Origin of the sequence: Mammaliicoccus stepanovicii (genome assembly GCF_002902525.1) — a bacterium.
GTDB classification, from domain to species: domain Bacteria; phylum Bacillota; class Bacilli; order Staphylococcales; family Staphylococcaceae; genus Mammaliicoccus; species Mammaliicoccus stepanovicii.
The window spans coordinates 1-446 of record NZ_PPQZ01000063.1 but is presented as its reverse complement, the minus strand read 5'-3'; the positions used below and the strand labels follow the sequence as shown (position 1 = coordinate 446).

Below are 446 nucleotides of genomic sequence, written 5' to 3'. Positions count from 1 at the left end.
ACAAGCACATCAGGATCTGAAAGCACATCAGCATCATTAAGTGGTTCAGAAAGTGAAAGTACATCGTTATCAACGAGTACATCAGAATCCGAAAGCACATCAACATCATTAAGTGGCTCAGAGAGAGAAAGTACGTCGTTATCGATGAGTACATCAGAATCCGAAAGCACATCAACATCATTAAGTGGTTCAGAAAGCGAAAGTACATCATTATCGACAAGTACATCAGGATCGGAAAGCACATCAACATCATTAAGTGGTTCAGAAAGTGAAAGTACATCGTTATCAACGAGTACATCAGGATCTGAAAGTACATCAACATCACTAAGTGGCTCAGCGAGCGAAAGTACATCGTTATCGACAAGTACGTCAGAATCTGAAAGTGAATCAACATCATTAAGTGGTTCCGAGAGCGAAAGCACGTCGTTATCGACGAGTACATCAGG

The 446-nt window shown here is 41.0% G+C and carries 1 protein-coding gene; it reads right to left on the bottom strand.

Annotated features, from left to right (window positions below):
• Positions 1 to 446 (bottom strand): MSCRAMM family adhesin SdrC (locus CD111_RS12470; RefSeq protein ID WP_240610500.1); only part of this gene is annotated, 446 nt, incomplete at both ends.